At 34.9% G+C, this 23,132-nt stretch carries 15 protein-coding genes and 3 rRNA genes; 6 read left to right on the top strand and 12 right to left on the bottom strand.

The window, feature by feature from the left end; all coding sequences use genetic code 11:
- Positions 1 to 77 precede the first annotated feature (77 nt).
- Positions 78 to 1,472 carry a glycosyltransferase gene (locus KTC92_RS17685; RefSeq protein ID WP_216304473.1) on the bottom strand — a complete coding sequence of 465 codons (1,395 nt, stop codon included), beginning with the start codon at positions 1,470 to 1,472 and terminating at the stop codon, positions 78 to 80.
- Positions 1,473 to 1,701: 229 nt separating this feature from the next.
- Here KTC92_RS17685 and KTC92_RS17680 point away from each other — a divergent pair, with 229 nt between their 5' ends.
- The gene (locus KTC92_RS17680; RefSeq protein WP_220287779.1) at positions 1,702 to 2,775 is read left to right on the top strand and encodes a glycosyltransferase; all 1,074 of its coding nucleotides are present in this window, start codon (positions 1,702 to 1,704) and stop codon (positions 2,773 to 2,775) included.
- A 364-nt stretch (positions 2,776 to 3,139) separates the two neighbouring features.
- Here KTC92_RS17680 and KTC92_RS17675 read toward each other — a convergent pair whose 3' ends face one another.
- From KTC92_RS17675 to glsA, 5 genes are all read right to left on the bottom strand, one after another.
- Positions 3,140 to 4,087, bottom strand: a complete 948-nt coding sequence (locus KTC92_RS17675; protein ID WP_220287777.1) for an L-lactate dehydrogenase — start codon at positions 4,085 to 4,087, stop codon at positions 3,140 to 3,142.
- Between the two features lie 498 nt (positions 4,088 to 4,585).
- On the bottom strand, positions 4,586 to 5,389 hold the full coding sequence (locus tag KTC92_RS17670; RefSeq protein WP_165414415.1) for a pyruvate, water dikinase regulatory protein: 804 nt from the start codon (positions 5,387 to 5,389) through the stop codon (positions 4,586 to 4,588).
- A 170-nt stretch (positions 5,390 to 5,559) separates the two neighbouring features.
- Complete coding sequence (locus tag KTC92_RS17665; RefSeq protein ID WP_220287775.1) at positions 5,560 to 6,723, bottom strand: SAM-dependent methyltransferase; 1,164 nt, start codon at positions 6,721 to 6,723, stop codon at positions 5,560 to 5,562.
- A gap of 245 nt (positions 6,724 to 6,968) precedes the next feature.
- A complete protein-coding gene (locus KTC92_RS17660) occupies positions 6,969 to 8,378 on the bottom strand; it encodes a sodium:alanine symporter family protein (RefSeq protein ID WP_220287772.1) in 1,410 nt (469 codons plus the stop codon).
- A gap of 91 nt (positions 8,379 to 8,469) precedes the next feature.
- A complete protein-coding gene (gene glsA, locus KTC92_RS17655) occupies positions 8,470 to 9,387 on the bottom strand; it encodes a glutaminase A (RefSeq protein ID WP_220287770.1) in 918 nt (305 codons plus the stop codon).
- Between the two features lie 439 nt (positions 9,388 to 9,826).
- Here glsA and KTC92_RS17650 point away from each other — a divergent pair, with 439 nt between their 5' ends.
- Positions 9,827 to 10,297 carry a GreA/GreB family elongation factor gene (locus KTC92_RS17650; protein ID WP_220287768.1) on the top strand — a complete coding sequence of 157 codons (471 nt, stop codon included), beginning with the start codon at positions 9,827 to 9,829 and terminating at the stop codon, positions 10,295 to 10,297.
- Between the two features lie 85 nt (positions 10,298 to 10,382).
- Here KTC92_RS17650 and KTC92_RS17645 read toward each other — a convergent pair whose 3' ends face one another.
- The 4 genes from KTC92_RS17645 to KTC92_RS17630 form a co-directional block, all read right to left on the bottom strand.
- Complete coding sequence (locus KTC92_RS17645) at positions 10,383 to 11,291, bottom strand: peptidoglycan-binding protein (protein ID WP_216304463.1); 909 nt, start codon at positions 11,289 to 11,291, stop codon at positions 10,383 to 10,385.
- Positions 11,292 to 11,432: 141 nt separating this feature from the next.
- A 5S ribosomal RNA gene (gene rrf / locus KTC92_RS17640) occupies positions 11,433 to 11,549 on the bottom strand.
- A gap of 116 nt (positions 11,550 to 11,665) precedes the next feature.
- Positions 11,666 to 14,591, bottom strand: a 23S ribosomal RNA gene (locus KTC92_RS17635).
- A gap of 292 nt (positions 14,592 to 14,883) precedes the next feature.
- Positions 14,884 to 16,401: ribosomal RNA gene (locus KTC92_RS17630) — 16S ribosomal RNA — on the bottom strand.
- Together the 16S, 23S and 5S rRNA genes form the textbook arrangement of a ribosomal RNA operon.
- 583 nt (positions 16,402 to 16,984) lie before the next feature.
- Between KTC92_RS17630 and KTC92_RS17625 the strand changes: the two genes are divergently transcribed.
- Positions 16,985 to 17,188, top strand: coding sequence for a DUF6440 family protein (locus tag KTC92_RS17625; protein WP_216303238.1), 204 nt, complete (start codon positions 16,985 to 16,987; stop codon positions 17,186 to 17,188).
- Positions 17,189 to 17,209: 21 nt separating this feature from the next.
- On the opposite strand, the gene KTC92_RS17620 is transcribed toward KTC92_RS17625, so the two are convergent.
- Entirely contained in the window at positions 17,210 to 17,350 is a 141-nt protein-coding gene (locus KTC92_RS17620; RefSeq protein ID WP_216303239.1) for a hypothetical protein, read from the bottom strand.
- 397 nt (positions 17,351 to 17,747) lie between these two features.
- Between KTC92_RS17620 and gltS the strand changes: the two genes are divergently transcribed.
- Positions 17,748 to 18,980 carry a sodium/glutamate symporter gene (gltS, locus tag KTC92_RS17615; RefSeq protein WP_220287364.1) on the top strand — a complete coding sequence of 411 codons (1,233 nt, stop codon included), beginning with the start codon at positions 17,748 to 17,750 and terminating at the stop codon, positions 18,978 to 18,980.
- Positions 18,981 to 19,266: 286 nt separating this feature from the next.
- Positions 19,267 to 19,782: a hypothetical protein gene (locus KTC92_RS17610; RefSeq protein ID WP_216303241.1), complete on the top strand. Its 516-nt coding sequence runs from the start codon at positions 19,267 to 19,269 to the stop codon at positions 19,780 to 19,782.
- Positions 19,783 to 19,880: 98 nt separating this feature from the next.
- Here KTC92_RS17610 and KTC92_RS17605 read toward each other — a convergent pair whose 3' ends face one another.
- Complete coding sequence (locus tag KTC92_RS17605; protein ID WP_220287366.1) at positions 19,881 to 21,062, bottom strand: MalY/PatB family protein; 1,182 nt, start codon at positions 21,060 to 21,062, stop codon at positions 19,881 to 19,883.
- 664 nt (positions 21,063 to 21,726) lie between these two features.
- On the opposite strand from KTC92_RS17605, the gene KTC92_RS17600 reads away from it, so the two are divergent.
- Positions 21,727 to 22,989, top strand: a complete 1,263-nt coding sequence (locus KTC92_RS17600; protein WP_220287368.1) for a dicarboxylate/amino acid:cation symporter — start codon at positions 21,727 to 21,729, stop codon at positions 22,987 to 22,989.
- The last annotated feature ends 143 nt before the right edge of the window (positions 22,990 to 23,132 follow it).

Below are 23,132 nucleotides of genomic sequence, written 5' to 3'. Positions count from 1 at the left end.
GTCTAACAATTACACTATGCCAATTTTCTCCTTGCTAAAAAATAGAGACTGCCAACATAGTTGTCAATCTCTGCACACTATACATTTTTTTGATATTTAGCTACATACTCGTAAGATAAGAAATACTCTTTCATATCTTTACCAACAATACCACAAATATTATTTAATAGCTGATCATCTTCCGGTGTTAATTCAGTACGATAATGAAATATATATGGATTACTATACCCACACTCATCGAATATTTTGCATATATCTGTTAAAGTAAAAAACTTATTATTATTTCTATTTAAAATAGAATTTCCGCTGTACATAAAGCTTCCTCTTAATAACTCTTTTATAACTGAATGATGCATTAAGTTAGGAATAGTCGCAATTATATATCCCCCAGGCTTCAAAAATTTTTTTATTTCATTTAGTAATGTCCAAGGGTCTTTACTTAGTTGAAGTCTATTGCCAAGAATTATATAATCAAAAAAATTTGTCTTGTCTTTTTTAAAGTTCATGCTATAATTTTCTTCAAAATCATCAGTTATTAACTCTAGAATTTTTCCACCTAGCCTCGCTACATGCTCATTTGTCTCTATACCATATATATCAGCGTTAGGGTACATATATTTCAACTTAAGTAGTGTAGCACCTAGCCCACAGTCAAACTCAAGAATATTTAGACCATTTTCTTTTGGCTCATCTATACGCTGTATTATGTCAAATTTTAATGTGCTGCCTACGTTAGAGTTAAACCCCCACTTATCCTCAATTTTTTTACGATTTGTCGTTAGTACATTATTAAATTCAGTATAATCTTTATTAAAAGATGAACTGCCAAAATGGTGTATGAAGCTGTCATTACAAAGCATCATCTTATATCCCAATTCTATAATTCTCATGCATAAATCATCATCTTCAAAATTTCCAGGTGAAAATTGCTCATCCATAACGCCAATCTTGTTAAGAACATCTCTCCTTATAAGCATGCAAAATGCCACAAGCCTTACTTTCCCCTCCCATTTCTCGGGGTTTGAAACATTATTAGCCTCAGCGAATGGAATCATATCTTTAACATCACTATAAGGCACACTTACAGACTGATAATTAGAACAATTATTAGTTATAGATGAAGTTGCTCCAACTTTATCATCACTGTAAAGACATATTTTAAGATTATCAAGCCACCTTGGAGTAACTACCGTATCATTATTCAAAAACAAAATATCATTTTCTTTGCCTGATGCAGCTATTCCAATATTACAGCCCTTTGGAAAACCTACATTTTCATCATTTAAAATAGATTTTATATCCTTCTGGTCTTTAAGCCATTCTCTTGTCCCATCAGTAGAATTATTATCTACAACAATTATTTCGTAGGTATTCTCTTTAGTGTATTTCCTTATGCTATCAACGCATTTGTGATTGTAAATAAGATTGTTGTAAGTTAAAATTATTATTGAAGTTTTCCTATTCTCAATCATTACTTTATCCCTTCCTCGATCACTTAGTCACAGCAAATTATGCTTCAATTACATATTACGCTTATTATTAAAAAATGTACCTATCCTATTTATAAATTCATCCTAATGGCCTTAGAAATGATTTTCATAACCTTAGTTACATTTTATAATTTATTTTTAAATATGCTCCCTATTCCAACCCACAGCATATTATATACTGTAAATTTGTTTTAGGAGGCTTATATCTTATATGGTAACTATTAGTTTATGTATGATTGTAAAAAATGAGGAAGATGTTTTAGGTAGGTGTCTTGACTGTATTAAGGATATTGTTGACGAAATAATAATAGTTGACACTGGCTCCACAGATAACACAAAAAAAATTGCACAAGAATATACAGATGATTTTTTTAATTTCCAGTGGATTGATGATTTCTCTGCTGCTAGAAATTTTTCTTTTTCTAAAGCAAAAATGGATTATATTCTTTGGCTAGACGCTGATGATATCATTCTCGAAGAAGATATAAAAAAATTTAAACAACTTAAGCAAAGCTTAACTCTAGATGTAGATAATGTTATGATGATGTATAACGTAGGCTTTGATGAAAATGGAACAGTTACCTTATCATATTTTAGAGAACGCTTGTCAAAAAGAATAAATAATTGTAAATGGACAGAACCTGTTCATGAATGCCTAGTAATGGGAGGAAATATTATAAACGCCGATGTTTGCATAACACATAGAAAAGAACATGCCGCAGTACAAGGTAGAAATATATCTATTTATAAAAAATTGCTGTCAGATGGGCAATCTTTAACACCAAGAGGACTCTTCTATTATTCCAGGGAATTACATCAAAATGGATTTTTTGAAGAAGCAATAAAATATTTCAATGAATTTTTAGACACAGAAAAGGGCTGGGTAGAGGATAATATAAGTGCCTGCTTTGATCTTTCTAACTGTTATAACATTATAGGTGATAAAAAAGCCATGCTAAAAATACTACTTAGAAGCTTTGAATATGATACTCCAAGAGCTGAAATATGCTGTACTATAGGAACCCACTATTTTGAGATTTCCGATTATAACAAGGCTATTTTTTGGTATAAGCTCGCATCAGAACTTAATAAGCCAGTTAATAGTTGGGGCTTTATATCTCATGATTATTGGGGATATATACCCAATTTACAACTATGTGTTTGTTATGACAGGTTAGGAAGTAGAGCAGAGTCAATTAAATATAATAATAAAGCGGCTGAATATAAGCCTGATTCTCCAGCGGTACTTTCAAATAGAGATTATTTTGAAAGTACTGCTATATAAATTATTACCTTTAAAATATATCCCAAAATTGAGGTAACATTATATGGGTTCCCTTTATCAAAATTATTTTATAGTTCTGGCAACAATTCTATAATTCAAGAAGATTATAAAATAAGTAACATCAGTTATGTTCCTATCGGCACTGGCACATTTATAAAGGGTAATAGTTGGCTTAATATTTGTTCAAATGAGAATAATATTATGCCTAAAAGTGTTATAGGAGATGGGTTACGTTAAAAATTTAGCACAAAAAAAATCTTAACTATTCAGAAAAGATTCTTTTTATATTCATAATCCTATTTAATTATTCTAAAATGAAATTCGGCAATTTTTTACTTGTTATTTTATTTCGGATGCCTCAACCTTATATTTTGGAATCTTTTATAACTGTCTTCAGCACCTTTGAAGATTCCAAAAGTTTATCTGTTTCATCCTCATTGAGTTTGACTTGTAGTATTTTTTTTACCCCTTCTCTACCTAAAATTGTTGGAACTCCCATATAAATGTCCTGGATTCCATATTCACCCTTTAGCAGAGATGATACTGTAAGAATAGAGTTCTCATTGCTTAATATTGCTTCAACTATTCTTTTTATGGCTAGGGCAACAGCATAATATGTTGCACCCTTTTTTTTAATAATAGTATAGGCTGCTTCTTTTACTTCCTTATATATATCAAACTTCATCTCTCCACCACATTTTTTAGGACACATATCACAGTACTCATCAACATTCATACCCGCAATACTAGTTAAACTCCAAGTAGCAATTTCTGAATCCCCATGTTCACCCATTATATAGGTATGTATATTTCTAGCGTCAATTTCAAAATGCTGACTAAGCAGGTATTTAAATCTCGAAGTATCAAGAACCGTCCCCGACCCAATTACTCTGTTGCTTGGAAATCCTGAAAGCTTATAGGTTATATAAGTCAATACATCCACGGGGTTTGACACTACCAATAATATAGAATTGGGACTGAATTTTACAACTTCCGGAACTATACTTTGAAATATTTTTAAATTTTTCGAAATACAGGTAAGCCTTGTTTCTCCTGGCTTTTGACCAATTCCAGCTGTAATAATTACTATATCTGAATCCTTTGTGTCTGAATACTCTCCAGACGTTATTTCAATAGGCCTTACGAAGGAAGCTCCATGTGATAAATCCATTGCCTCGCCCTCAGCTTTTTCCTTATTTATATCTACAATTACAATTTCAGATGCTAATCCTCCAGTCATTAAAGCAAATGCCGTAGTAGAACCTACAAAACCTGCTCCAATTATAGATATTTTATTTCCTCTTGTCTTCATACAAAAACTTCCTTTCTTTGTTACCATTATATACTATATAATAATTAATAGCTAATAATATTGTTTCTGAAATGGACACCGATTAAGTAAGTAATAATGCTTTAATAAATATCGCCGTTTGATGCCCTCCCTTTAAATTAAAATTTATAAATAAAAAGACCTTCAACACAATGAAATTCTATCCTGCTAAAAATCTTCTTTAGCATAAATGATTATACTAAAAAAGACCTTACATGCAACGATAAAACCATTGTGTTAAAAGTCTAACCTGACTGAACTCAGCCACCATAAAGCCAGACCAAAAGGTCGGTATGTTGACTTTATCACCAATATAGGCAGCTACTCCCTTTTAACATTTAGTTTATATTTTTTTACTATGCTATTAATGTATCATAAAATTCACACACGAAATACAATTTTTTTATTTTAAGTAAAATCATTACACAGCAAAGCATTTATTTAAAAATATTACTATTATTAAATAAAGCATTAAAAATACTATTGATCATACCCTATACTTTTCATAATAATTAAAGCCGTATCTTCTATAGCTCTTTTAGTAACATCAATTGTTAAACACCTTGTTTTTTTCATTATTTTTTCAGCATAATCTAACTCATCTAATATTCTTGAATCATTAGCATATTGAAAGTTAGCATTAAGCCCATTGAATTTACCAATTCTATTTTTTCTTATTTCAATAAGCTCAAAAGGATTTATTTTAAGCCCTATGATCTTCCTTCCAGGAATGTTATATAGTTCTTCTGGAACAGGAACTTCAGGTACTAACGGTATATTTATAGCTTTAATTCCTTTATTAGCTAAATACATACACAATGGGGTTTTTGAAGTTCTTGAAACACCAATAAGCACTACGTCCGCATGTTTTATCCCATCATAATCCCTGCTATCATCATATTGCATAGCAAACTCCATAGCTTCTATTCTTTTATAATAATCCTTATCCATTTTCCATATTGCTCCTGGAATGTATTCTGGCTGTTTATTTAATAACTTAGAAGCTAGTCCTATCCCTGGTCCTAAAACATTCGATACAAATATTCCTTTTTCTACACATCTTTGTACTAAAAATTCTTTTACATCTACCATAATAATAGTCGAAATAATCATTACTTTTGAATCCCTATCTATTTTGCTAATAAAATAATTAACATCCTCAGCTGTTTTAATATGTGGTGTTTTTTTCACTATTACACTATCTGGAAACTGACTCGCTACTGATTTAGCCACAAGTTCCGCTGTTTCTCCTATTGAATCCGATACCGCATATATTGTTAACATTTTTTCATCTCATCTACTCTCTTTTTATATATTTTTTTCAGCACTCTAGCTTATCGTCTCTTAATATAAAAAATAAATTAAAATTATATTTTTAAAACAAATTAAAGAATGTTGAATTTAAATTAGATTGATTAAGCTATCATTATGTTATCCATATTAATCGATATAATTTAAATTAAATTATCTTTTTTTAATAAATTAAATAATGTTGAATTTAAATTAAATTGGTTCATTAAAATATTAACTTCAGATAATGCTTTCTCTTTTTTATCCTTAGATATATTAGCTTTTGAAGCTCTAATTAATATGTTTTTAGGAGAGTGTGATATATCTATAAATTCTAGAAGCTGACTTTTATATCCGACGCTTTCTAAAAGATTTGCTCTTACTGAATCTGTCATAAGTGCCGAAACCCTTTCTTGTACTATTCCATACTTTGTTAGTATCGATAATGACTCTGTTTTAATTTGGCTATTGAATTCATGTTGGCAGCAAGGAACAGAGAAAATCATATTACTATTCCACTTTATCGCATTATATAAAGCATAATCAGTAGCTGTATCGCACGCATGTAATGTAATTACCATATCAACTTTATTATCATATTTAAATCCATTTATATCCCCTAGCTCAAAATGTAAGTTTTCATAATTGTATCTTTTAGATATGTCATTACATTCTTTAATTACATCCTCCTTAAGATCAAGTCCTATCATTTTTACATTGATTTTTTTGATTTCAACAAAGTAATAATATAATACAAATGTTAAGTAAGATTTTCCACATCCAAAATCTAATATAGTAAGTTCCTTAAAATTATTCTTCTTAATTTCCTCATCAATAATTTCAACAAACTTATTTATTTGCTTATACTTATCATATTTTGAATTAACAACCCTGCCTTCTTTTGTAAAAATGCCTAAATCTATAAGAGGCTCTATTATCATACCCTCTTTAAGAATATAATTTTTTTCTTTGTTATGTCCTTTATTAGCAATTTTTACATTATCACTTTTTTTCTTCCCTAAATGAACTTTACCTTTTTTAGATATTTTCAAATCAAATGTAATTGTATTTGACCAAGCATCTACTTGTTTATAACTCGCTGATACATATTCTAGTATTTTTTCTCCTAAAACATCTATAGTAATATTCTCATGGAAAGCTTGCTTATCGGTGTTTTTTTCTATTTGATAATATTGCTTTACATCATCTTCTTTCAATACGAATGTTATTTTATTATACTGTACATCTTTATTCATTTTATTACTAATAACTAATTTTAAAATATCCTGCTTTAATATTTCATTAATCGCGCTTCTTAACTCTTCCATGTCAACACACCTTATAATTTATTTTAAAACTACTTTTCTATCTAATAATATCATTATATACCAAGTTAATTAATTCTAACACTTTTAAAAATAATTCCAATAAAATTTATGATATGAAAAATCTTGCTTCCCTAATATTCATAAAGAATTTTTTTATAATATATAAAAACAGACCATATACTAAAAATATACACCGTATATGGCCTGTTCAATAACCGATTTAAATATACTATTAGAATACCCTACTAATCCTTATCCCAACACTCAGTATTGCTAAGTCCATCAATAGAATTCGCATGAAATACTGGATCTTTACCTTGTTTAATTTGAATTGCATAATCCTTAATTACCTTTGGAAGTACCTTGCTTAATTTGAAAATAACAACAAGATTTATGAGTGCCATTGCTCCCATAAATAAATCTGCCATATTCCATACAATACTTATTGAAGACATTGACCCCCAAAATACCATACCAAGTACACCTACTCTAAAAGTAGTAAGCCATATTTTATTTCCATTCATAAACTCAATATTTGACTCACCATAATAATAGTTTCCAATTATAGAACTCCACGCAAACATGAAAATGCATACAGCTATAAATATATTGCCCCAGTTACCTACCTGCGAGGTTAATGCTACCTGTGTCAGTTCTATTCCAGTAAGTCCGTTATTTAGCTGTTCCCCAGAAATTAAAATAATAAATGCTGTTGCACTACATATTACTATAGTATCTAGGAAAACTCCAAATACTTGCACAATACCTTGTTTAACAGGATGGCTTACATCCGCTGTAGCCGCTGCATTTGGGGCACTTCCCATACCTGCTTCATTTGAGAATAGGCCTCTTTTAATACCCATCATAATCGCTGCACCAATTCCGCCGCCTGTAAATTGCTTTAAACCAAAAGCACCTTGGAAAATCATTTTAAATACAGCTGGAACTTGAGCTATATTTTTGAAAATTACAAAGAATGCAACGAATACATAGGCTACAGCCATAACTGGTACTAGAATCTCTGCAACTTTTGCTATCCTCTTAACCCCACCAAATATAACCAAAGCAGTAAGTCCTACCAGGATCATACCCCCCCAGAATCTTGTAATACCAAATGCTCCTTCAAACGCTAATGTTACAGTATTTGCCTGAACTGAATTAAATACAAGTCCAAATGATATAGTTATAAGTACTGAGAATACTAAACCAAGCTTTCGTTTGCCAAGCGCTTTTTCCATATAGTATGCAGGACCACCCTTGTATCCGTTTTCACCCTTTACTTTATAAATCTGTGCTAATGTATTTTCAACAAAGCTTGAGCCTGCACCTAAAAGAGCTATAACCCACATCCAGAAAACTGCTCCTGGACCTCCAACTGTTACGGCTATTGCAACCCCCGCAAGATTTCCAGTACCAACATGAGAAGCAACACTTATGCAGAATGCCTGAAATGATGATACCGCCACACCTTCCTTGCCATCTGAGGTTTTTCTACCATTCCTAAGAAGTTTAAATGTATGAGAGAAAAATCTGAACTGTGGAAACTTAAGATGAATAGTAAAATATGCTCCAATACTTATAAGTAAAATTATGAGCACGTAAGACCAAAGTATGTTATTAACTGATGTTACAATAGAATTTAATAAATTTAACATTTTGTCACACTCCTTCTAATAATTTAAATACTGAAATATAATAACTTTTTTCTATCATCACCATACCCTATTATGTATTTTCTTAGAAAAATCAGAAGATACTTAGATTGAGTTCTTTAGAAAGTTCTTCTAGAACTCTCGTTCCAGCAATACTATTTCCGTACATATCAAGTGCTGGCCCTACAACTGCTATTCCCATACGGTTTGGAACAACAGCCATAATACATCCCCCTACTCCGCTTTTAGCAGGAACACCAACCTCAATACAAAATTCTCCGGATCTGTCGTATAATCCACAGGTCATCATAATAGCCTTAACTATTTTATTGATGTACTCTGGAATTAACCGTTCATTTGACCATGGTGCTACTCCATTGTTTGCAATTACTGATGCCATTCTTGCTATATCCTCAACAACTACCTCAACTGAGCAGCATTTAAAGTATGCGTCTAATACGTCTTCTACATCCTTTTCAATTATGCCTGCTCCCTTTAGATAGTAAGCAATAGCTCTGTTTGTATTCCCAGTTAATTTTTCAGAGTTATAAACTGAATAATTCACCTCAATGTCATTATTATTTGCTAATTTTTTCATCATATTGTGAATTTTACTGAATTTTTCTATCCCATTATCTCCTTCCACAAGGGATGTACAAACTATTGCACCTGCATTTATAAACGGATTTGATGGTTTATGTGTCTCCTTCATTTCTAACTTAACCAATGAATTAAATGGGTCCGCTGAAGGTTCCTTACCTACTTTAGAAAAAACTACATCCTTTCCATTATCAATAAGAGCACATATAAGGATTACCACCTTTGATACACTTTGAATAGTGAACTTTGTTAGGTAGTCACCTTCTACAATAATATTACCGCATATGTCAAATATACATGCTCCAAGAGCATCTCTATCCCCCTTTGCAAGTTCAGGAATATACGTTGCTACTTGTCCATCTTTCGTAATTTTTTTACTGTTTTCAATTGCTGTTCTTAATATTGATTGCATTTACAACCCCCTCTTTAAGTTGTTTTTCTCATCTTCATATTTAATATTTTTTTATTTATATTACTTACAATGACTTCTTTTATTATACTCTATTATTCTCAAGATTTGGATAAAAAACTTTAAACATATTTCTACATATTTATAATAATCATGAAGATTTGTTTCGGAGGTGCTTTTTATTTGTAAATGTTTACATAAATGCCCACAATAAAATACCTTATAGACTTAGATGGAGTTATTAATGCTATCATTAACTTATGATCATTGGTGGTCATGTGGATGGAAGAATAACAGTACTTACTGAAAAAAGTTGAAAAACGGCAAGTTCAATAGTAAAATATACAAGTAATACTCCAGATTTTTTAAGAAATATAATTATAAATGTACTATTAAATTATATAGTAAACAATCTGTAAAAAAGATAAAAGAAGGTGCTAAAATGAATAATAAGCTTACTAAAAAAGATCTTGAAGACCTTCAAAAAGAATTTGATTATCGTAAAGGTCCTTTAACCATGGAAATTGCACATGAAAAAATGATAGCTGCTGCTCACGGTGATAGAAGTGAAAATGCTGAATATAAAGCTGCCAAAACAAATATGTACGAAAACTACAGAAGAATGGGATATTTAATAAAAATGATTAGAACCGCTGAAGTTATAGATGATGTTATTTATAATACTAAAGGGGCAAATATAAGTGATAAATTAATGATAAAATTTGAAGGTAGCGATGATATCGAAGAAATAGAACTTGTAACAACATTACAAGTGGATATATTAAATGGCAAGTTTAGTATTGAGTCACCAATAGGAATGGTATTATTCGGAAAAACAGTAGGAACTATAGTAGAAGTAGCATCTCCTGATGGAAATTATAAAATAGAGCTATTAAGCATAACTAAAGAATAACTTAACACATTGTAGCATACAATAAAAATAAGAATACCAAATGGAATTCTTATTTTCGAGTATATATCCTTTTATAACTTACTTTTTATTTGCTCCAAATAGCAGTTCTAGCTGGAATATTATCATATATAAATTTAGCATCTTTTAAAGCTAACCTTACACATCCGTGAGATACAGGAACTCCAAGGGTGTTATCTATAACATAATTACCCTTTCTATCGTATAGTACGCTGTGGAATAAATAGTTACCTCTTATTTGAGTATAATATTTACACCTAGCGCCTCCATCTGAAATAAAGTAGCTTCCTTTAATTCCAACGGTAAAATTACCTTTAACTGTTGGTGTTCTTGATTTTCCTGAAGAACAAACCATTGATCTAACAAGATTCCATTTTCTGTTAGACCCTTTGAATATATTTACCCTTTGGTGAGATAAATCAATCCATATAAAATAAGCAGTTGAACTATAAATGTTCTTACTGTTTATAGTTTTTTCTAACGAATTGTTTGAAACTGAAACTTTAGGTGTATATTTTTGTATTACTGGTGGTTTATACATAGACTGTGAAGTTGGTTTCATATTAAGTTTCTTTAGTGTTAAATTACCTACTATGCCATCTTTGATTAGCTTATTTCTCATTTGAAAGTCTATAACCGCATAATAGGTTAATCGTCCGAAGTCTCCATCTGCATAAAGTTTATAACCAAATTTATTAAGCTTTTGCTGTATTTCCTTAACTTTACTGCCCTTATTTCCTTGCTTAAATATTATTTGAGCAATTGGCTGTTGTTTTTTTTGAGCTAAAAGTTTAATACTGTTATTTTGTACATTTTCTTTTTGTATAGTATTTTGAGACACTCTAACGTTAGTTTGATATATTTTTGCGTCACTAGGAGGCAATTTCACCGCAGCCTCCGATTTATTCGCTAAAGTACATCCACTTATCATAACCACAACTATAAAGACAATACCTGATAGATATCTTTTATTCATACTGAATACCCCTTTTTTTTAGAAGTATGGATCTTGTCCCTATAGTATATTCTCCTAAAATTAAAGTGTCACTAAAATCCAAAAATGTAATTGTATTTAACCAAATAAAAACCACTAAGTTAAACTTAGCGGTTTTTTCTTACCTGGCGACAACCTACTCTTCCACAAGGTCACCCCTGCAGTACCATCGGCGCATTGAAGCTTAACCTTCGTGTTCGGTATGGGAACGGGTGTTACCTTCATGCCATAATCACCAGATTGAGAATATAAATATTCTCTGAAAATTGCACAGTGAATTAGTCTTTTCGCTCACGCTCAAAGCCTCGCTTCTTTCTTACGAAAGAAGTATATCGCATTACTTTTAATTATTTATTTAGGTCAAGCCCTCGACTTATTAGTATTAGTCAGCTGAACATGTTACCATGCTTACACCTCTAACCTATCAACCTGGTGGTCTTCCAGGAGTCTTACTAACACCGCACTTACGTGCGAGTTATGGGAAATCTCATCTCAGGGTGGGCTTCACGCTTAGATGCTTTCAGCGTTTATCCCTTCCAAACATAGCTACCCAGCGATGCCACTGGCGTGACAACTGGTGCACCAGAGGTTTGTCCATCCCGGTCCTCTCGTACTAAGGACAGCTCCCTTCAAATTTCCTACGCCCGCGACGGATAGGGACCGAACTGTCTCACGACGTTCTGAACCCAGCTCGCGTGCCGCTTTAATGGGCGAACAGCCCAACCCTTGGGACCTACTTCAGCCCCAGGATGCGACGAGCCGACATCGAGGTGCCAAACCTCCCCGTCGATGTGGACTCTTGGGGGAGATCAGCCTGTTATCCCCGAGGTAGCTTTTATCCGTTGAGCGATGGCCCTCCCACGAGGTACCACCGGATCACTAAGCCCGACTTTCGTCCCTGCTCCACTTGTAAGTGTCGCAGTCAGGCTCCCTTCTGCCTTTGCACTCTTCGCGCGATTTCCAACCGCGCTGAGGGAACCTTTGGGCGCCTCCGTTACTTTTTTGGAGGCGACCGCCCCAGTCAAACTGCCCACCTAACAATGTCCTGTGACCAGATTCATGGCCTCCAGTTAGAACCTCAGTACTGTCAGGGTGGTATCCCAAGGATGACTCCACACAGGCTGACGCCCATGTTTCTCAGTCTCCCACCTATCCTGTACAGACAATACCGAAATTCAATGCTAAGCTACAGTAAAGCTCTACGGGGTCTTTCCGTCCAATCGCGGGTAGCAAGCATCTTCACTTGCACTACAATTTCGCCGGATGTGTTGTTGAGACAGTGCCCAAATCATTACGCCATTCGTGCGGGTCGGAACTTACCCGACAAGGAATTTCGCTACCTTAGGACCGTTATAGTTACGGCCGCCGTTTACTGGGGCTTAAGTTCATACCTTCGCTTGCGCTAAGTAATCCCCTTAACCTTCCAGCACCGGGCAGGCGTCAGCCCCTATACATCAGCTTTCGCTTTAGCAGAGACCTGTGTTTTTGCTAAACAGTTGCTTGGGCCTATTCTCTGCGACCTACTTACGTAGGCACCCCTTCTCCCGAAGTTACGGGGTCAATTTGCCGAGTTCCTTAACAACAATTCTTCCGATGGTCTTAGGATTCTCTCCTCACCTACCTGTGTCGGTTTGCGGTACGGGCACCAATATCCTCGATAGAGACTTTTCTTGGCAGCGTGGAATCAGATACTTCAGGAATAAATTCCCTTCCCCATCACATCTCAGCGTTAAGAGCAAACGGATTTGCCTGTCTGCTCCGCCTAAATGCTTAGACACACATCCAATAGTGTGCACATCTTATCCTCCTGCGTCATCCCATTTCTAATAACGTCCATTGGTGGTATCGGAATATCAACCGATTGTCCATCACCTACGCCTTTCGGCCTCGGCTTAGGTCCCGACTAACCCTGAGAGGACGAGCCTTCCTCAGGAAACCTTAGGTTTTCGACCGTTAAGATTCTCACTTAACTCTCGCTACTCATGCCAACATTCTCACTTCTGTACCGTCCACCACTCCTTACGGTATGACTTCAGCCAGTACAGAAAGCTCCTCTACCGCGTACACAATTGTGTACACCCATAGCTTCGGTGGTAAGTTTTAGCCCCGGACATCTTCGGCGCAGGATCTCTTGACTAGTGAGCTATTACGCACTCTTTAAATGAGTGGCTGCTTCTGAGCCAACATCCTAGTTGTCTTAGAAATCCCACATCCTTTTCCACTTAACTTACACTTTGGGACCTTAGCTGATGGTCTGGGCTGTTTCCCTTTTGACTACGGATCTTATCATTCGCAGTCTGACTGCCGAAATAAAAGTATATGGCATTCGGAGTTTGATAGGGTTCAGTAACTGTTGTCAGCCCCTAGCCCATTCAGTGCTCTACCTCCATTACTCAATTAATCGACGCTAGCCCTAAAGCTATTTCGAGGAGAACCAGCTATCTCCGAGTTCGATTGGAATTTCTCCGCTATCCACAGCTCATCCCATGGTTTTTCAACACCAACGTGGTTCGGACCTCCACGGAATTTTACTTCCGCTTCATCCTGGCCATGGATAGGTCACCCGGTTTCGGGTCTACGACATGCAACTATGCGCCCTATTCAGACTTGGTTTCCCTTCGGCTCCGTACCTTAAGTACTTAACCTTGCTACATATCGTAACTCGTTGGCTCGTTCTACAAAAAGCACGCCGTCACACATATAAAGTGCTTCGACCGGTTGTAGGCACACGGTTTCAGGTTCTATTTCACTCCCCTTCCGGGGTTCTTTTCACCTTTCCCTCACGGTACTTCTTCACTATCGGTCACTAGGTAGTATTTAGCCTTGGGAGGTGGTCCTCCCAGCTTCCCACAAGGTTTCACGTGTCTCGTGGTACTCTGGATTAGATCTGACTGTTTTTCCTTTTCATTTACAGGCCTATTACCTTCTGCGGAGCAGCTTTCCAGCTATCTTCAATTAAGGAATTGCAGTATTTATGATCTATCCTCAACCCCCAGATCAAAGACCTGGGTTTGGGCTCTTTCCCTTTCGCTCGCCGCTACTTAGGAAATCGATGTTTCTTTCTCTTCCTCCGGGTACTTAGATGTTTCAGTTCCCCGGGTCTACCTCTGCATACCTATTTATTCAGTATGCAGTACATAGTTGTTACTATGTGGGTTCCCCCATTCGGAAATCTTTGGATCACAGGCTATTTGCGCCTACCCAAAGCTTATCGCAGCTTAACGCGTCCTTCTTCGGCTCCTAGTGCCAAGGCATTCGCCATGCGCCCTTTGTAGCTTGACCTTGATTCTGTCTATTTACATAGACGGTTATATTAATTTTGCGAAATTGTATTAAATCAATTTATAAACTACTTGCGTAGTTTTAATTTTTTTAAAACAACTTTTTTCACTGTGCAATTTTCAAAGAACATTTTAAGAAAAACTATTCATTATCTAACTCCTAAGAGTTAGATAAAATTAGTCTCTCAAAATTAAACAGAGAACTAGGTACGATTAATTACAATAGATATTTTTGAAGAACAAATTAATATTCTTCTATTGCATCGACCGAAGTCAATACATCTACTCCCTAGAAAGGAGGTGATCCAGCCGCAGGTTCTCCTACGGCTACCTTGTTACGACTTCACCCCAATCATCAATCCCACCTTCGGCCGCTGGCTCCTTACGGTTACCTCACGGACTTCGGGTGTTACCAACTCTCATGGTGTGACGGGCGGTGTGTACAAGGCCCGGGAACGTATTCACCGCGACATGCTGATTCGCGATTACTAGCAACTCCGGCTTCATGTAGGCGAGTTGCAGCCTACAATCCGAACTGGGATGAGTTTTTGAGTTTGGCTCCACCTTGCGGTCTTGCATCTCTTTGTACTCACCATTGTAGCACGTGTGTAGCCCTAGACATAAGGGGCATGATGATTTGACGTCATCCCCACCTTCCTCCCGGTTAACCCGGGCAGTCTCACTAGAGTGCTCAACTTAATGGTAGCAACTAATGATAAGGGTTGCGCTCGTTGCGGGACTTAACCCAACATCTCACGACACGAGCTGACGACAACCATGCACCACCTGTCACCCTGTCCCGAAGGACTTCGCCCATCTCTGGGTTATGCAGGGGATGTCAAGTCTAGGTAAGGTTCTTCGCGTTGCTTCGAATTAAACCACATGCTCCGCTGCTTGTGCGGGCCCCCGTCAATTCCTTTGAGTTTTAATCTTGCGATCGTACTCCCCAGGCGGAATACTTAATGTGTTAACGGCGGCACCGAGGTTCGACCCCCGACACCTAGTATTCATCGTTTACGGCGTGGACTACCAGGGTATCTAATCCTGTTTGCTCCCCACGCTTTCATGCCTCAGCGTCAGTTACAGTCCAGTAAGTCGCCTTCGCCACTGGTGTTCTTCCTAATCTCTACGCATTTCACCGCTACACTAGGAATTCCACTTACCTCTCCTGCACTCTAGACACCCAGTTTCAAATGCAGCACCCAAGTTAAGCTCGGGTATTTCACATCTGACTTAAATGTCCGCCTACGCATCCTTTACGCCCAGTAAATCCGGACAACGCTTGCCACCTACGTATTACCGCGGCTGCTGGCACGTAGTTAGCCGTGGCTTCCTCCTCTGGTACCGTCATTATCGTCCCAGAAGACAGAACTTTACAACCCGAAGGCCTTCATCATTCACGCGGCGTTGCTGCGTCAGGGTTTCCCCCATTGCGCAATATTCCCCACTGCTGCCTCCCGTAGGAGTCTGGACCGTGTCTCAGTTCCAATGTGGCCGATCACCCTCTCAGGTCGGCTACGCATCGTCGCCTTGGTGAGCCGTTACCTCACCAACTAGCTAATGCGCCGCGGGTCCATCTCAAAGTGGAATTTTCCGAAGAAAAATCCTTTGATGTTTCGATCATGCGACCAAAACATATTATGCGGTATTAATCTCCCTTTCGGGAGGCTATTCCCCTCTTTGAGGCAGGTTACCCACGTGTTACTCACCCGTCCGCCGCTAATCCACCCCGAAAGGTTTCATCGCTCGACTTGCATGTGTTAGGCACGCCGCCAGCGTTCGTCCTGAGCCAGGATCAAACTCTCAATTTAAAAGTTTACACTTTTTTAGTTGAAATGATTAATCTGCGACAACTGTTAAGTTGTTACGCAAGCTCATTACATACTTTTAGTCTTACGACTAAATTTTACTTTATACTAAAGTAATTAACTGGTTTAACGAAATATTATTTCGCTATCTTTACCTATTTCTCTGTTTAATTTTCAAAGACCAATTCGCTTTGTCATCATGTGACGACTTCTACTATATTACTAGGTATTTCTTGTTTTGTCAACATTTTTTTAATTTATTTTCATTTGAAAACATACTAAATAGTTATCAACAGTTAGCTTATCGTGCCACTCGTTTGTGACGACAAGGAGTATTCTATCACATAAATAAGAGCATAATTTCACAACATAGCTACTCTAGCTAGATTACATTCATATTTCTACATATTAGTCTAAATAATTCAATGTTTCTCATCCTGATACACATGGCTAATTATTATCAACATAGAAACATTTTTTTGAGAAACTGTCGTCAAATAACAAAAGTCTCCCCCTATTAAGTATACAACCTTAATTTTTGGCTATATTTAATAATATTGCGAAATAAAAAATATAGGAGGAAAAAATGTTTAATAAGAATGATAAGATAAGAAATAAAACATTTAAAACTGTATGCAATCGGGCTGATGCATTAGCAGTACGTTGTAAAATACTTGTAGATACAGACACAGTAACAAATTATTTAATTAATATTGAGGATTATGCTGGAGGAATTACTGTATTGTTAGATAAAGATGGAAACCCTATGTTTTCACAAGTGAAGTTGTAACGTTTTTATATAGATACAAACCTACTTATAATGTTTACTGATTTCAGTAATTAATTTACCCCAAAACTTAGACTCCTTTTTAATTGTTTTTACTATTTTTTTCGGATTAGCTTTTCCACTATACAATACTTTTACAACTAATAATATATATATCAACTTCATATAAATCACTCCTTACAGTTATTTATATTCTTTTAAGCCTTTGAAAAGTCTAATGATTTACCAAAACCCCCGTTCCCTAGAGTTTTTCACATATTCAATTAAGGATTTCCCTAAAGTATCAGATTGGTGGATCCTTAATATCTGGAACTGATTTCAATATACAGTTTTTATTTACTAATTATCTCAAATCTATTATAAATCCTCTCTAAACGAATCCTTATTACTAAATAATTAACTGATACTTTTTTATCGAACATATAGCATTTAATTCTACATATATTATTAAAACCACTCTTATGTTTCTATAGATGTCTAGCACTGTTAAAATTAGAAAGTGGTATAATAAAATTAATCAAGACAACGTTTACATTGTCTTGATGTTAAAGGAGGAGCAATTATGAAAACAGAATTAGTAGAAGATTTACTTACTCTCAAGGTTGATATGGTAGCAACCTTAGCAACCGCAATTTTATTATTACTATTAGGTTACTGGCTTATAAAAAAGGTAGCTTTTTTTAGAAAGTTTTGTATTCCTGCCCCTGTAATTGGAGGTTTACTATTTTCAATACTTGCCCTTGTTTTAAAACAGAGCGGTCTAATAACAATTAGTATGGATACAACTTTTCAATCTCCTTTTATGATAGCTTTCTTTACGACTATTGGACTTGGCGCAAGTTTTAAATTACTTAAAAAAGGTGGAAAATGTTTAATTATCTACTGGCTGCTATGTGGAGTCCTTGCTATTTCACAGAATGTTATAGGCATTGTATTTGCAAAGATTACTGGAATTCACCCTATGTTTGGTATTATGGCAGGTTCAGTTTCAATGGAAGGTGGACATGGTGCAGCAGCCGCTTTTGGAAAAACTGCTGAGGCTATGGGTATTGCAGGATCTACTACCGTAGCTATAGCTGCCGCCACTTTTGGTCTTATATCTGGTGGTCTTATCGGGGGCCCCATTGCAAAGCATTTAATAGACAAACACAAATTAAAACCTAGTACATCAGATAACTATGACGTAAAATCCTTTGAAAATGTAGTAAGCGACACAGGAAATACAAAAATCACAACGAATATGGTTATGGCTCATATGGCAATAATAACTGTTTGTATGACAATCGGGTCTATTGCCAGCGGATGGTTTTCAACAGCTACAGGCCTTTCTTTACCTGGATATGTAGGCGCTATGTTTGTATCTGTAGCTTTTAGAAATATAAATGATAAAATACACATCGCTAAACTTGATTATTACACCATAGATTTAATGGGCAACGTGTCCCTTGGAATTTTCCTCTCAATGGCATTAATGACATTGAAGTTATGGGAACTTGTAGGACTTGCAGGACCATTATTAATAATAGTTACTGCACAAGTAATATTTATGATATTATACACAGTATTTGTTGTATTTAAATTCCTTGGAAAAGATTTTGATGCAGCCGTTATGGCAGCTGGTATGGCAGGTCATGGTCTTGGCGCTACTCCAAATGCTATAGCTAATATGGGAGCTGTTACTGAAAAATATGGTCCATCTCCAAAGGCATTTTTAATAGTTCCATTAGTCGGAGCATTTCTAATTGACCTCATAGGTATCCCAACTATTGTATTCTTCATGAATTTTTTTAAATAAAAATCCATATAGAAAATATTATTACGATGCCAAGACTTTCAAAAGTACTTACAGCAAGAATTTAAGCAAAAATAACCTTTTCCATTGTTAATAGTGTCGTTAAATTTAACGGCACTATTAACTAACCCTTAACCCGATAAAACTCCTAATCTTAGTACTTTACTATACATTCCTGCTAAGTGTTTAATTAAATTTTACAATGGCCTTATTAAATTTAATTTATTATAGAAGGTATTTGGAAATATTTGGAGAATACTTTCTATATATAATTTAGGAGGCGTGTACAATGATCTATGATGCATTTAAAATAGCTAAACATTTAAATATCAGTAAAGTAACGGCTTACGCTAAGATGAAATTACCTGAAGTAAAACCTTTTTTAATATCCCACAATGGTAAAACATGTGTAGAAGAAAAAGGTCTAGAAGCAATTAAACAAGCTCTAAAATATAATCACTCTTCAGAAGCAGAATCAGAAGTTGCAGTTACAGTGGTGAATCTATTAAAAGAAGATATGATTGAAATACTTAAAAGTAATATCGAATTTATTAAACAGCAATTAACTGTTAAAGACGGTCAACTCTATGATATTAATAAATTATTAGAAAATACACAGGTCCTGTTTAAACAAGAACAAGAGAAAAATAAAATCGTGTTATCATTACCCGAAACCATTAAAGAACACGATATTCAATTGGTTAATAATCTAACTCAAAGTCTTGAAAGACAACGATCCAAAGCAGTAGCCGACGAAATTCTTCACAGGAAAAAAGGAATTTTCCAAAGATTGTTTGATAAATAAGAAATAGCTGTAGTAAAATTAATTATTACTACAGCTATTTCTTTATTTTCATATCCCTCGTTAAATCCAAGTATATCACTGCTTGTTTATAATTTTACCTAATCCTCATCCAATGAATTAACAGCTTTTTCAAGTTGTAGCATAGCTTTCTCAAGTATTGAACGTGGACATGCTATATTTACACGCATATATCCAGAAAGACTACGACAGAAATCATTGCCAGCATTAAGTCCTAGACCCGCCTTATTTATCATAAATTCTTTCAGTTCATCATTTCCCAATTCTAGTTTACGACAGTCAAGCCAAACCAGATAAGTACTTTCAGGTCTGCTAGGTTTAATTTTTGGTATGTTGTTTTTACAAAACTCTCCTATGAAATCAATATTGCCCTCAATATATGGAATTAACTGTGTAAGCCACTCTTGACCATACCTATAAGCTGCTTCTACCGCTACAAGACTAAAGCAATTATTGCGATGGATATCCATACCTCTCCAAAAAACATCAAATGTCTCTTTAACTTCAGCATTCGGAAAAATCACTACAGAAGCCTGTAGTCCTGCCAAGTTGAAAGTTTTTGTACATGAAGTACAGGTGATGGTTTTACTAGAAACCTCCTTTGATATACTAGCAGTAGGAATGTGTTTATTATCCCACAATATCAAATCTGAGTGTATCTCATCTGAAACAATCATTACATTGTAGCGTAGGCATAGTTCAGTAATATGTTCTAGTTCCTCTCGGCTCCACACTCTGCCTACCGGATTGTGTGGGCTACACATAATAAATAACTTTGGTTTCTGTTTTAATTTTTCTTCGAAGTCCTCAAAATCTATTGAATAGACTCCTTCTTGTTCTAATAATTGATTTTCAATTACCACTCTTCCCCAAGATTCTATTACGTCATAAAATTCTGGATAGACTGGAGTCTGTATCAAAATTTTATCTTCTTTATTAGAAAATTCTCTGACAATAACCGATAGAGATGGGACAACACCGGGGCTGAAACTAATTAAATCTTTATTAACTATCCAATTATTTTGAGTCTTTTCCCAATCACAAAAAGCTTCATAATAGGAGTCAGGGCGAGATGTATATCCATAGATTCCTTGCTTCGCTCTTTTGATGATAGCATCATTAATGGGCTTAGCTACCTCGAATTCCATATCTGCTATCCATAATGGTATTACATTAGAAGTTCCAAATTTTTTTTCTCTTTCATCGTATTTTGCAGCAAAGTTGTTACTACGGTCAATTATTTCATCAAAATTATACTTCATAATTTACACCCTTCTTATATTTATTTGTGCAAGAAATACTTGCTATAACATAAATATAGCAAAAATGATGCCAATTTTCTGATTGATCTTTTGGAGCGGTTTTTAAATAAGTATCTACTATATATAAATCTTTTATTGAAAAAATTGCTTTTGAATAATTTAAATGGTTAAAGTTATACAACTTAAACCATTTAAATAAAAAATAATGTCTACTCCTCTTGAATTGCAATCAAAAATTACATCATTCTCATTTAGACCAATAATTCTTCATCTCTAATTACCGAATTTTGTTGAAAAAGAGCAAAAACCTCATTTATTGGCATAAAATTTGCTAGTTACCATTATAGCAAGCTTGATATAAAAAATGAAAGGATAAAAACTATGATTACAAAAATGGAATTATTAAGTTGCTAATGCAAGGAGCAATTGTACTTGTACTCTTATATTAAGCGTACATAATGGAATAGGTATCACACCTATTTTCAATATTTATTCAAAATTATTTTCGTCAAAGTAAACGATACCGTACTTATAAATCGTGATTAATCAACAATGTCATTATTTGTCCACAGATTGTATAACAGGTAATTGCTCAAAATCAAGGATTGTTTGAAATGTCTTTTTATTTCTTAACAATACCAACCAATGAAAAGGAGATATTAAAATGAACACAAAAAAACAAAGCACATGGAAAAACTATCGTTTCTCTATTGTTTTAATGCTATCTATTATAATAGGTAGCATAATTGGAATTGTTTTCGGTGAAAAAGCAACAGTACTTAAACCATTTGGTGATGTATTTCTTAACTTAATGTTCACCGTTGTAACCCCTCTAGTCTTTGTTACCATAGCTGGTGCAGTAGGAAATATGGTCAATATGAAAAGACTTGGGAAAATTATAAGCAACATGTTTTTGACATTTGTTACTACGGGACTTATTGCCGGCGTTATCGTTATTGCTGTTGTCAAGTTTTTTCCCCCTGCTGCTGGCGTTAACCTAACATTGCAATCTGCTAAAGCGTTGGAATCCGTCAAGCTTTCTGATCAAATTGTTAAGACACTAACTGTAACTGATTTTGGCGGCTTATTTTCTCGCTCTAATATGATGCCTCTTATTATATTCTCTATTTTCTTTGGTTTATGTGTTAGTTCCCTTGGCGCTGAAAACAACATTATAGCTAAGGGGTTAGACGCTATGTCCAAAGTTATGATGAAATTTATTAGCATTATTATGTTGTACGCTCCAATTGGTTTAGGTGCTTATTTTGCAAGCCTCATTGGCGAATTTGGTCCTCAGCTCTTGGGAGCTTATGCAAGAGCTATGATTATATATTATCCACTATGTATTGTATATTTTTTTGTTGCATTTTCTGGATATTCATATTTTGCTGGTGGTACTCAGGGTATAAAAATTTTCTTCAAAAACATCTTAGAACCGTCAATTACATCTCTTGCAACACAAAGCTCTATTGCAACTCTACCTGTTAACCTAAAGGCTACTTATAATATGGGAGTTCCAAAGGATATCCGTGAAATTGTATTGCCAATCGGTGCGACCATGCATATGGACGGTACTGTTATCTCTTCGATATTAAAAATTTCATTTTTATTTGGAATATTCGGACAAGGATTCTCTGGAATTGGAACCTATATTGCTGCACTAGCCATTTCAGTTATGGGCGGCGTAGTTATGTCGGGTGTTCCAGGTGGTGGACTTATCGGTGAAATGTTGATTGTAAACTTATTTGGGTTTCCGCCAGAAGCGTTTCCAATTATTGCAACTCTTGGTTTCCTTGTAGATCCTGCTGCAACATGGATAAACTGCACTGGTGACGCTGTAACATCTATGATAGTTACTAGATTGGTAGAAGGTAAAGACTGGATGAAGAAGAATGTTCAATCTTTATCATCTTCTATCAAAGGCTAATGATTTATAGATGTTAACTCTATATTATAGGTTGAATGCTCTCCCCTTAAATAACTGATTTAGTCCTATAAATTCTTAATAATATAGAAAAGGGTTCAATAACATTGGCATAGTTATTGCTTGTAATATAAGTGTATTTGCAA

Source organism: Clostridium sp. CM027, from assembly GCF_024730565.1.
GTDB lineage: Bacteria > Bacillota > Clostridia > Clostridiales > Clostridiaceae > Clostridium_AD > Clostridium_AD estertheticum_B.
Note: the sequence above shows the minus strand (reverse complement) of the source record. Positions and strands in the feature narration are given on the sequence as shown.